The following is an 11,820-nucleotide window of genomic DNA, read 5'->3' as shown; positions in this document are numbered from 1 at the left end:
CGCTCCTTTAGCTTCCTGCTAAAATCATCCTTTGGTCAGTCCTTTTCAATCGCTCCGCGATTGTACTGCATCCTGGCAGTGTCCTCGTTCTTCCTTGCTTCCCTAGCTCTTGTCCCTTTGCTTCCTGCTAAGCATCTTGCTTTGTTGCCATAATCCTAATCCTTGGCATCAGTTCATTCATTGAACCTGCGTCTTCTTGACATGATTAAGTTTAGAGAAATGCGGGTATCTTGGTAGGCATAAAAAGTAATTTTTTCTAAGTCATAAAAATGACAAAAATAATAAATCCTTTAAAATCATTACAATAAGCAATTATGGGTACAAATTTAAAGGCATTAAACTGATAAAACGCACAGCAATGTGAGACTTATCGCACATTGCTATTTCCAAAACGTCCTTTGCTTAATTTGCAGCTTTGAACATCAAGTCACCTTCAACTTGGTTAAAGCTTAATGCTTTGAACACCTCAAACCCTTCAGAGCTAAAGAATTCACGCTGTTCAGAGCGGGTAACAAATACTGCTAAACCACTTGCTTGATTGCTTGACTCAACTAAATCATCAAGCCCTCGTAGCAGATATCTGCCTAAACCTTGCCCCTGAAAATGTGGGTCAACGGCTATAAAGGCTAAAAACAGATAATGGCCTTTGCTTGAAAGCGCTTCGCGAATAGTACGCTCTTTTTCTATAAGCTGATTGGTTTGCAAGTAACCTGCACTGAGCATCAGTTTTAAGCGCCAATGCCAGTATCGCTCAGCTTGTAGTTCACTTGCCGAATCAAATACACAGGCAATGGCTTTTAATCTACTTTGTGAGTAAAGACCTATTAGAGGCTGTTTTTCTTGCCAGAAACTTGCTAGCTCTTCACGTACTAAAGCACGTAATTTAGTTTCATATTTACTTGGGTTATCTGGTTGAAAACCTAATACATTCTGAAGAACGGGATCATCATGATAGGCTTGATAAATAAGGCTTGCGGCAGTGCTGATATCTTCAGCACTCAGGTATTGCACACTTAAGGTTTCGGGTTCAGCAACTGTCAAAATACTCATCCTTTTATTTGTTTTATTATTTTCGTACTAGACTATAAGGTATATACCCAACGGTGATTAAAGACAAATTCAGCGTAAGTTAAACTGCGGTTCATCATCATTAAGTTCAAGCAGTAATAATTATCGCCATACACAAGGAGCAGAACTATGGATACGACAAAACATGATATTTCGACCCTATTTGCACAACTTGGTTTACCGAGCAAAGAAAGTGAAATAGATGCTTTTATAGCATCTCATCAACTGTCTGATACAACCCTATTGCAGGAAGCGCCTTTTTGGGATGAAGCTCAGCAACACTTTTTAGCAGAATCACTTGCAGAAGATGGTGCTTGGAGCGAGGTGATTGATGAATTAGACGCAAGGTTACGCCAGTAACGCCTGCGACCTAATTTACGAGCTTAAATAACATTCTTTTAGCTCGTTAATTAGGAAAATAATTTCACTCCACATCTATTATTGCTACCATACGCGCGCACTGCAGCCCATATACTGCGGTGCTTTTTAGTCTTTATAAAAGAGTTTATACAAAAATGAATGCCGTTGTATTTGATGCAATTAAAACCCTTCTTGATGAAGGTAAAACCCCAACAGTTGCCTTAACTAAAAGTAAGTTAACCCAACCTATGCCGATGCCTGTGATCATCGCTGCGGTTAGCCAATATAAAAACAATCCGGATTCAATTAATAATTTCATCAATAACCCGTCAAATGAACAACTGAGTACACCAAAAGAAAGCCAATTGGATCGTATTGAAGCTAAATTAGATAGGTTATTAGCACTGCTTGAGAAAAAATAATGTTTGTTGTCGATCTGACTTTTGATTGCTACCAAGATACTACCCTAGAGCTTGCTGAGCAGGCGATAAACCGCCTAGTGAATGCGCTTCGTTTTAACGGCCAAATAATTGGTGATGAATTTCCAACGGTTTTAAAAGATGGATTTTTCATTACTCGTGTAATGTGCCCAACCGAAGATGCGATGCATCCGCTCAACCATAGCCCGTTTGTAAAACATAGCATTGAGCAATTAAACACTGCAGGCTTACTGGCACCAAAAGTTAAAGTGGTCGGCCAAGACATTCACTCAAATGGCGCAGACATGTGTCATGATCCGTCGTGCTATATTTTGTATACCACGTACGTGCACACCTGTAGCCCGCTTTATTGTGGTGATGACTTTTTGCCTGTGCCGTTATTTCGCATTCCAGCCATTGCCAATGGCGATTACAAAACACTCATTAAATGGCAAGAAGACTGGCAAGCGTGCGATCAAATTCAGATCAATGGTGCAACCCGTTGTGAATTTCCTGCGCTTGAAGAGCTAACTAGCATCAAGAGTGACTTATACCGCCGTGGTCGTGATATCACGAAACGTATTAGTTTTCTAACCAAGAAGCCGGTTTATTACTATTTATACCGTGTAGGCGGCGTTGATAAAGAGTCAGAGCTTAAACGTCGTTGCCCAAGCTGCGATGGCGAGTGGAAATTACCAGAACCATGGTTTGGCTTATTTGATTTTCGTTGCGAGCCCTGTGGCATTGTTTCGAATATTTCGTGGGACTTTCAATAATTTAATAAAGGCAATAATACACGAAAGGGGCAACCGCCCCTTTTTACTTTTTAAGCTTACACCGTTACTTTGTCTAAAAACTCACTGATGCTTTTCGCTAGCACATGATGTGGTTTTTTACCCACATACTCTAAGCAAACCTCACCGCTTTCGACTAATACAGTGATCAGCAGATCATCTTGCTCTGTAAGACCAATAAATACGGTTTCTGGCTGCTTTAGCTTGCGCTTCATTAATACGTGACCGGTAATATTTTGCTGTAAGCGGCTAAAATCATCTTCATTCCATGCTTGTAGCAACTCAATGTGATGATCATCAACACTCAATAACAAATTACCCGCATAGACATGACCAAACAATGGGCTTAAATCTTCAGGAAACGATAGCTCTAGCGCCTTGGCTAAGTCTTCTAAACTGCCAGCAGGTTGTTGTGGGGTTGCACACCACTGAATAAGCCCTTGCTCATCGACTTCGCCCTGCTCACAGGGACTTGGCCATGCTGTATCATGTTCAATAACAGGAAGCTTTCCTGTGCGTTCGAGGCATTTTTCACTAAATGCTTGATGTAACTTATCTAATTTTGTAGAAACAGACATACTGCGAAACTCATTGGCTTTAGGTATAATGCCGCCATTGTAACTACAAAAGTGTAAAGATGACAGATTACAGCAACTCACCCGAACTGAAAAACAGTGTTCTTGGTAAAAGCACAGAGTATGTAGATACCTACACACCCAGTTTACTGTTTCCTATTGCCCGTAAATTAAACCGTGATGCATTAGGTGTTAGCGAAGATAACTTACCGTTTAAAGGCCAAGATATTTGGACTGGCTATGAATTATCGTGGCTAAATAGCAAGGGTAAGCCAATGGTCGCTGTGGCAACGTTTGTATTTCCTTGTCAAAGCAGTCACATCATTGAGTCAAAGTCATTCAAATTGTACCTAAACAGCTTTAATCAAACACGTTTTGAGACGCCAGATGACGTACATCAAGCACTGAGCAAAGACTTATCCGATGCGGTAAATGCACCGGTGATCGTTACTTTATACCAAGCTGATGATTTCAATTGTTTGCCATTTTCAGCGTTACCGGGCGAATGTATTGATGATCTGGATATCGAAATCACTAGCTATGATATTGATGCCAGCTCACTTCGCCATAATGGTGATGAGATTGTCTCAGAAACCCTACATAGTCACTTACTAAAATCGAACTGTTTGATCACCTCACAGCCTGATTGGGCGAGTGTGATTATTCGTTATAAAGGCCAAGCGATTTGCCATGAAGCCTTATTAAAATATTTAATTTCGTTTAGAACTCACAACGAATTTCATGAACAATGTGTGGAGCGTATTTACTGCGATTTAATGCAGCAGTTAAACCTCGAAGAGCTTGAAGTGTATGCCCGTTATACACGCCGTGGCGGTTTAGATATCAACCCTTATCGCTCAACGAATCAAGATGAAACACCTTTCAAGGTAAAAATTAATCGCCAATAACTTTGGTGGCAATAAAAAACCGAGTTGTGAAACTCGGTTTTTTATTGCCTGAAGATTCGTTACAGGTAATTATTCGTCTTTAAAAATACCCACATACGTTGGTGATGTATTCGATTTACTCGCACGATACATACCAACGGTGTTAAACGGCAAGCTGATGTTACCTTTAGCATCAATGATGATCACACCACCAGTTCCCCCTACAGGCATTAATACATCGTGGATCACTTCGTTCCCTGCTTCCACAATGGTTTTACCTTGGTATTTTACGCGAGCACAAATATCAGCTGCCACATTGTAGCGAATAAAGTACTCGCCATGGCCTGTCGCAGATACTGCACATGATTCATTTTCAGCAAAGGTTCCTGCACCAATCACAGGTGAATCACCCACACGACCAAAACGTTTTGCTGTCATACCACCTGTAGAGGTACCTGCGGCGATATTACCGTTTTTATCAAGTGCAACCGCTCCAACAGTGCCCATTTTGTAATTAACTGGCAGGGCTTTGTGTGCAGCTTGGTAGTCTTTGCTGGTGACTTTTTGTTTATCGAGCTTTTCTTTTGCTTTTAATAACGCTTTGTAGCGATTTTCAGTATCGAAAAGATTGTTTTCAACCAGCGGCATACCTTGACCGCTGAGCATAACATGCACTGATTTTTCCATCACTAAGCGCGCCAAGTTAATTGGGTTTTCAATGTGTTTAACCCCAGCAACAGCTCCTGCTTGGCGTGTACGACCATCCATAATCGATGCGTCAAGCTCATGTGCACCGTCATAAGTATATACAGCACCGCGACCAGCGTTGAAATACGGCGAGTTCTCAAGCACATTAATTGCCGCAGTAATGGCATCTAGGCTCTCACCGCCTTTTTCGAGCACAGCATAGCCTGTTTCAACGGCTTCTTTTAGTTTTGCACGGTAAGCTTTTTCTTGCTCTGGCGTGAAGCGGCTTTTTTCAATTGTTCCAGCACCACCATGAATAGCAATAGCGAAAGGTTGATCACTACTATGGCTGAAAGTACTAAATGATAATGCGCTAAGCGCAATGGCTGAGGTGAGTAATGTTTTTAACATAGGGGCACTTATATTTATTTTAGTTTGTAAGCCCAATGTGAATAATTCGTCGCTGGTTTTCAAGCTTTAACAGACGAAAGAAACAAAAAAAGCGCCTAATGGCGCTTTTTTTCAGCAGTTTAAAATTAAGCTTGAGCTGCTTTTAAACGTGCTAAACGTGCTACTTGATGAGTAGACGTTAAGAAAGAGTAGATAGGTGCTAGGTAGCCGCGCTTACGAAGGTCTAAGAACTCTTCATCGCTTAGTGAGTTTAGTTTTTTCTCGTCAACAAGGTAGATACCGTTGATGTCTTTTTTCTCACCTTTGATTTCTACCGTTAGCGTTTGAGCTACTAGTAGTTCTTTGTCTGCAAGGTACTTAGTGAATGCTTCAGTTACCTGAGAGAACTCGATGAAAGAAACAAGTGCTTCTTTACGACGCTTAAGGTATTCAGTTTCTTCACCGTTTTCGAAAAGTGCATTACCTGTCTCTTCACTTACAAGCGGGCTTGCTTCGTCGATTACGATACCAAATTGGTCAGCTTCAGGGTGCTTAACAAGACCAAGTGGGTAACGAGTCATAGACATAGGTGCAAATGCAGCTGTCCATTTGTCGTCTTGAATGAAAAGGTTCTCGCCTGGCTCTAGACCAAATAAAGCAACTGCTTGGAATTGACCTGATTCGTTGTTTTTAACAAATGCCATTGGGAATTCATTTGCGATGCGTGCAAATTCGTGTGCAACCACAGGTACTAAGTGCTGAGTTTTCATGAACTCAATGTTGATGCCATTTTGAATTTTAGTGTTGGCATGTTTTTCGTTATGTAAAGGCTGTACTTGTTGCTCCGCCATGATACTGCTCCATTAATTTTATAATATGTTTTTGCTGTTAGTGCCCAAAGCCTATAGGTTTTGGCAACAAAAAGGAAGTGAAAATTTTGTGGCAGTTTGTACATTATAAATTAACAAATTTACCCACATTACCAATCAACCTCAAATGATGAAAAAACAAGCTATAAGCAAGTAAATATTATCACGCATAAGCCACTATTTTTGTTAGTATATTCAACTATTATGGAAAGACTGAGGCAAACAATGGAAGGCTATCAATTAAATAAAGACTATAAAGTAAGCAGCGTTTTCATTGCTGAAATTAATGAGACTGTCATTATTGTTGATGACTTTTTACACAGCCTTGAGCCTATTTATCAATTTGCTACACAGACAGCCTATTTCCAGCCTTTTGGCAGCGATGGCACACTTTACCCAGGCAAACGAGATGAAATGCCTGCGCCTTACTACCGAGCTTGTGAGCGGCTACTTAATGAGCTTTTAGAGCAAGAAATCATTACAAGCGGTGAAAATAATTTATATCTTCACCGCTGTAAGCTTTCATTAGTTACTCAAAATGCGGATGAATTAAATACCTTGCAGCGAATGCCACATATTGATTCAACGGATGATAAAACATTTGCTGCAGTGCATTATTTGTCTCCTAAAGAATGGGGCGGCACAGGCATATACAAATACCTGCCTGAGAATATTATTAAAGTGACAGCTGATAACCAAAATAGCGTGCATAACATGATTGCTGATACAGAAAAACACAGCGCAACTCATCAAGGCTATTTGAATGAAACAACAGCGCTTTTTGAAAAAGTGGTGGATATTGAAGCGAAGGTAAATAGGCTCGTAATTTATAAGAGCAACCTATTGCATAGCGCAGCTCTTTTTAATCACAAAGAGTACAGCAATGATCTAAGCAACAGCCGTTTATCTATCTCTTCGTTTTTTAGAATTAGCTAAGCTGGCTAATACTTTTTTAGCCAGCTCAGTTAATAAAATTAGTACTTCTGTAAGCCAAATTTCTTTATTTTATCTAACAGTTCTCTGTGCTTAGGTAGCTCGCTTAATAGCTGATTGACGCGCTGCTGTTTAAATTCAGTAACTTGTTGGTTGTCGCTCTGTTTAGATTGCTGCTTGGTGGGTACATAATGCATACCAAACAATACATATAAGTAGTTTTCTAAGTCGAACAAATCGAACTTACTGGCAAAGTCTTCTCGTACTGGTGTAAAACGCTGCCAGCGTGCTAGGTTATTTTTTAGTTTTTCTGATAACTGGTCGGTTTTTTTGTTATCACACCAAAAAGCCGAATCAGTTCTATCAGAAATACAGTAATGCATTTTTATAAAATCGAACGTTTGTTGCCATACATAATTCACTTGCTGATTATAATCATCAGCAACTAAGTTAATGTCATCTCGGGTACGCGGAAAACGCTTTGCTAATAAACCCGCAGAAAAGTCTGCAATTAAGATGGCAGTTGCTTCAAGTGGCTCAACAAATCCTTGCGACAACCCGATAGCCACACAGTTTTTGTGCCACATTTTTTCTCTGTGCCCTACTTTCATCGGGATCTTTCGTGGCGTTAAGTGCTCAAATTTATTACCTAAATAATGATGCAATTTAGCGTGCGCTTGCTCATCGCTCATATACTTAGATGAGTAAACAAACCCCACCCCTCTTCGCTCTGTGAGTGCAATATCCCAGATCCAACCAGCTTGGTGTGCCGTAGCAATAGTATAAGGTGGTATTTCATCATCGCTTTGTGTCGGCACTTGCAATGTAATTGCAGTATCAGTTAATAAACTATCTGACTTATCAACAAAGCCCACCCCTAGTTTTTGCCCAATAAAGGCAGCCGAAAAACCAGAGCAATCAATAATAAAGTCAAACTCTAATGCGTTACCTTCTGAGTCGATTAGGTGTGTAATAAAACCTTGCTCATCACAGCTGACATCTTTAATTTCTGCAAACAGGTGTTTTACAGCAAAATGTTGCGTGGCATGACTACCTAAGAATGCAGCAAACTTTTTAGCATCAAAATGATAAGCATAACCATTGATACCTGCATATTGTGGTGTTGCGATTGTTTTGGGTGCTAGGTTATTTTCACAACACGCATGTTGCTTAGAAACAAAGTCTGCGTAATCATTACCGTTACCCTCAGTAAGCCACTGCTGCGTTAACTCCTCACCGAATATATGTGGGTGATCAAATAAATGATGGTAAAAGTTAGCACCATGTTTGTGTTTATCTAGCCAATTTACAAACTTGATTGACTGCTTAAAAGTAACATCACATTCATTGATGAAGTCACTTTCACTGATACCAAACTTTTGCAAAGAGTTGCGCATCGAAGGAACAGTACCTTCACCGACACCTATGCTGGCAATATTAGGTGACTCGATTAACGTGATCTCAATGCCACTTTGCAAAAGCGCATGACCCAAATGGTTAGCGGCTAACCAACCTGCTGTTCCACCACCAACAATTGCGATTTTTTTTATCATTTTTACTCGCCCACTTTTTACTCACAAAAAAGCCCAGTACGAGCTGGGCTTTCTTAATTTCGTTATCTAAATCAAATTAGAAACGTAGTGATACACCTAGCTTGTAGCGTGCTTCACCTTCAAAGCTCCATGCTGGGTAGCCGTTACGAAGCTCAGGTTTAACATCTGCATCACCTGAGGCAGTACCAATTTGAATACTGTCTTCTTCAGTAATGTTAACCGCTTCAAATGTTAAGTCTAGATAGTCTGTTACTGAATACTTAGCCGTTAGGTCAAGTGTACCGTAGTCTTGATGCTCACGGTTACCATAGAAACCTGGTGCTTCACGAACCATGTACTCTGAACGCCAGTTATATGCTAAACGTACGCTGTAGAAATCAGCCTCATAGTAACCAACTAAGTTAACCGTATGCTCTGAAGAGTCAGAGAATAATTCAATACGGTCAGGGAAGTTTTCTGCAGGAGCTTCTGAATCGACGTAAGTATAATTAGCTTGGTAGCCGAAACCATTGTCAAAACCATCTTGAATTTGTAGCTCGATACCTTTAATCTCACCACCTGAGCCCGTCCCCTTAGAAGCAACTGTCCAGTCATCCTTTCCAGTGTTAGGGTCTGTTATACCAATACTTTGATTAGTCACTTCATCTACCTTAGTAAATGATGAGATATCTTTGATGAAGTAAGTAGCACTAACCATGCCGTCACCATCAAAGTAGTATTCAATACCAAAATCAGCTTGTGTTGCTTTGAATGGCTCCAGACCGATATTACCAGTAGTGATAACTTCATTACCATCTACATCATCTTCATAACCCGCTAATGATGAAGATGCAAACATGTCAGTGTAGTTAGCACGTGACATTACTTGCGCTGCTGAGAAACGTAGAATCATATCTTCAGTTAAATCAAATGCCACGTTAACACTTGGTAATACTTCGCTGTAATCAGCTTTATCAGTGCTTAGGCTGTTTGCGTAGTTACCATTCGCATCTAGTGCGAAGTAATCAGATGATGCATCTGTAGAGGTATAACGTAGGCCAAAGTTACCACGTATGCCTTCAGCAGAAAAATCAGCCATTGCGTAAAGTGAAAAATTCTCTTCATTTACTGTACCATAGCCAGCCTTATAAGCGATTGATGTATTATCAAAGCTAGTAATCGCTGCGTAACCATCAGAGAGCATTTGATCAAGGTTAGGTTTAGGTATAGTGAAACCCGCCCCTGAGGATACTGTGCCTGAATAATAATGAGATGCATCGTATGCCGCGATTGAGTCAACTAAATTCGCAGTATAAGTCTCTTGTTTAACATCGTGATCTGCCCAACGGAAACCTGTTTTGATTGCAGTAATTGCACCAAAATCAACAGGGAATGTTAAATCAAACTGTGCGTATGTTTCTTCATCAGAGTTAGGTTGCTTTTTGAGTGCCCAACCAGCTGAAGATAGTTGCCCTTGGAAGTCATCAGCAGTAAACGACTTATTCGCAATATCAATATCAATTACGTCACCTGTCGCATCGTATGTGCCTGCATAATCTGCAGGAGTACCTAACCAAAAACCATAGTTCGCAGTGAGGTCCGTACCACCTTCTGATTGTGTGTTACCAACTCGGCCTTTAAGCTCAAAATTATCACCAGCGTATTTGAATTCAAAATCAACCGTATCCGAAGTCATTGAACCTGCACGAGCCCACGTTTGTGCCCAGCCTGGGTTTGCACCTTCACCTGAACGACGGTAGAAAGTACACGTACCATCTACATTAACTTGTTCACAAGCTGCATCTTTATCGTCAGGGAATATTAAAAATAGAGAAGTATTTGCGTTATCAGCTGAAAGATCTAGGCTCATAACATTAAGACCTAGCTCTAAACTATCAGTTGGGCGATATTGGAAAACGGCATTGATAGCAGTACGTTCACGTTGTTGTTGGAATGTAGAAGGAACAATGTCACCCCAACCTACTAAAGATTCAATACCATTGCGCTGATAATTTGTTTCAGAAAATGCTGCTGAGACTAGTGCACCAAAGGTTTCTTCATCATTTTTCCAGCTATAAAGACCAGAGATTTCAGGATCTGTTTCTTCAGAGATCGTGCCGTAGTCAGCTTTCACACTTCCAAAAAGGGTATTCGCGTCAAGATCTAAAGGCTTACGAGTGTTTACGATTACCGTACCACCGATACCACCTTCGACAAGGTTTGCCTGAGATGATTTATAAACCTCAATACCACCAACCATTTCTGGTGGAAGTAATGTGTAGTTGAAGCTACGGTCGATTGACTGTTGGTCATACCAACCTGTTGAAGCGACTGAGTGCCCATTCAGTAAAGTACGCGTTAACTGTGCAGATGCACCACGAATAGACACTTGTTGACCCTGACCAAATGCGCGGTTAACAGCAATACCTGAAATACGGCCAAGCGCTTCACCTACATCGCTATCGGGAAACTTACCGACATCTTCTGCAGATACAGCATCGACAACGCTGTCAGCAAAGCGCTTAGTATTCATTGAAGCTTCAAGTGAACGGCGAATACCGCGAACCTCAATTACTTCAACATCTTCTTGAACTTTTGTTTCATCTGCTGCGTACGCAGCGCCAGTGAACCCAGCACTCATTACGAGGCCGATATTAACTGCTAATAAGCTTTTCTTAAAATTTTTAGCTAACACAGGATTCCCCTTGAATCATTTTGTTGGTTTTTTATATCACTTCTGCCCAGTGATGATGACAACGCTGTCATCTAGTAACAAACCATACACTCTAAATTACATTTGTGCTACATCTTTTTGGTTAATTTGTGCAAAAAATTTACAACGAAATAATCAAGTAATTGATATAACTAATATTTAATATTGAGTTTTTAAGAATTGTTACAAATAAACGGCGCAAATATAGCATGAGTGATATTGCAGATGAAAAGACCAAAAGGATGAGTTTTTGAAATTTGCTAAAAATTACATGTGTTTTTGTAAGCTTTAGTTTCCATTGGGCGTTTATTAACCATAACTAAAAGTTATATAAAACCTGTTATCTAACAATAAATTAGCTTAAAAAACTAACGTGTTTCTAAAAGCGCGCTGTCATGTACAAATTATTTTTAACTTTTTCTGGGCAGAATGAGTTAAAGGGAACATTGAGAATAACAATCAACAACAATGACAGCGCTGTCATTTTTAATTATATAGAGCCCTTTTGTACTTGTCTAACACTTTATCGGCTATTTAAAGAAAGTGTATTTATTCAATACTGTTTGTTATACCAATTCGCTTAATTAAGTGAC

Annotated in this window: 11 protein-coding genes; 5 read left to right on the top strand and 6 right to left on the bottom strand. The window is 40.1% G+C overall.

From position 1 onward, the window contains the following. Positions 1–402: 402 nt before the first annotated feature. Positions 403–1,050, bottom strand: a complete 648-nt coding sequence (locus tag ISP07_RS06240) for a GNAT family N-acetyltransferase (protein WP_209327119.1) — start codon at positions 1,048–1,050, stop codon at positions 403–405. Positions 1,051–1,197: 147 nt separating this feature from the next. Between ISP07_RS06240 and ISP07_RS06235 the strand changes: the two genes are divergently transcribed. From ISP07_RS06235 to ISP07_RS06225, 3 genes are all read left to right on the top strand, one after another. Next, positions 1,198–1,428, top strand: a complete 231-nt coding sequence (locus ISP07_RS06235) for a DUF2789 domain-containing protein (protein WP_036969581.1) — start codon at positions 1,198–1,200, stop codon at positions 1,426–1,428. Positions 1,429–1,583: 155 nt separating this feature from the next. After that, a complete protein-coding gene (locus tag ISP07_RS06230; RefSeq protein WP_054553723.1) occupies positions 1,584–1,850 on the top strand; it encodes a hypothetical protein in 267 nt (88 codons plus the stop codon). Next, positions 1,850–2,623: a Zn-ribbon-containing protein gene (locus ISP07_RS06225; protein ID WP_054553724.1), complete on the top strand. Its 774-nt coding sequence runs from the start codon at positions 1,850–1,852 to the stop codon at positions 2,621–2,623. Before ISP07_RS06230 ends, ISP07_RS06225 begins: the two co-directional genes overlap by 1 nt. A 56-nt stretch (positions 2,624–2,679) precedes the next feature. Here the strand turns inward: ISP07_RS06225 and syd are convergent, their stop codons facing one another. Beyond that, positions 2,680–3,219: a SecY-interacting protein gene (gene syd / locus ISP07_RS06220; RefSeq protein ID WP_054553725.1), complete on the bottom strand. Its 540-nt coding sequence runs from the start codon at positions 3,217–3,219 to the stop codon at positions 2,680–2,682. Between the two features lie 59 nt (positions 3,220–3,278). On the opposite strand from syd, the gene queF reads away from it, so the two are divergent. After that, complete coding sequence (gene queF, locus ISP07_RS06215; protein ID WP_054553726.1) at positions 3,279–4,124, top strand: NADPH-dependent 7-cyano-7-deazaguanine reductase QueF; 846 nt, start codon at positions 3,279–3,281, stop codon at positions 4,122–4,124. Between the two features lie 69 nt (positions 4,125–4,193). On the opposite strand, the gene ISP07_RS06210 is transcribed toward queF, so the two are convergent. Next, the gene (locus ISP07_RS06210) at positions 4,194–5,201 is read right to left on the bottom strand and encodes an isoaspartyl peptidase/L-asparaginase family protein (RefSeq protein WP_209327118.1); all 1,008 of its coding nucleotides are present in this window, start codon (positions 5,199–5,201) and stop codon (positions 4,194–4,196) included. Between the two features lie 125 nt (positions 5,202–5,326). Continuing rightward, complete coding sequence (locus ISP07_RS06205) at positions 5,327–6,031, bottom strand: SapC family protein (RefSeq protein ID WP_054563614.1); 705 nt, start codon at positions 6,029–6,031, stop codon at positions 5,327–5,329. 243 nt (positions 6,032–6,274) lie between these two features. Here ISP07_RS06205 and ISP07_RS06200 point away from each other — a divergent pair, with 243 nt between their 5' ends. Next, positions 6,275–6,985: a DUF6445 family protein gene (locus ISP07_RS06200; RefSeq protein ID WP_209327117.1), complete on the top strand. Its 711-nt coding sequence runs from the start codon at positions 6,275–6,277 to the stop codon at positions 6,983–6,985. A 38-nt stretch (positions 6,986–7,023) separates the two neighbouring features. Here ISP07_RS06200 and ISP07_RS06195 read toward each other — a convergent pair whose 3' ends face one another. Together ISP07_RS06195 and ISP07_RS06190 are read right to left on the bottom strand one after the other, a co-directional pair. Further along, the gene (locus ISP07_RS06195; RefSeq protein ID WP_209327116.1) at positions 7,024–8,535 is read right to left on the bottom strand and encodes a tryptophan halogenase family protein; all 1,512 of its coding nucleotides are present in this window, start codon (positions 8,533–8,535) and stop codon (positions 7,024–7,026) included. 76 nt (positions 8,536–8,611) lie between these two features. Next, on the bottom strand, positions 8,612–11,209 hold the full coding sequence (locus ISP07_RS06190; RefSeq protein ID WP_209327115.1) for a TonB-dependent receptor: 2,598 nt from the start codon (positions 11,207–11,209) through the stop codon (positions 8,612–8,614). Between the last annotated feature and the right edge of the window lie 611 nt (positions 11,210–11,820).

Source organism: Pseudoalteromonas sp. PA2MD11, from assembly GCF_017808125.1.
GTDB lineage: Bacteria > Pseudomonadota > Gammaproteobacteria > Enterobacterales > Alteromonadaceae > Pseudoalteromonas > Pseudoalteromonas simplex.
This window is presented reverse-complemented; position numbering and strand designations above follow the sequence as displayed.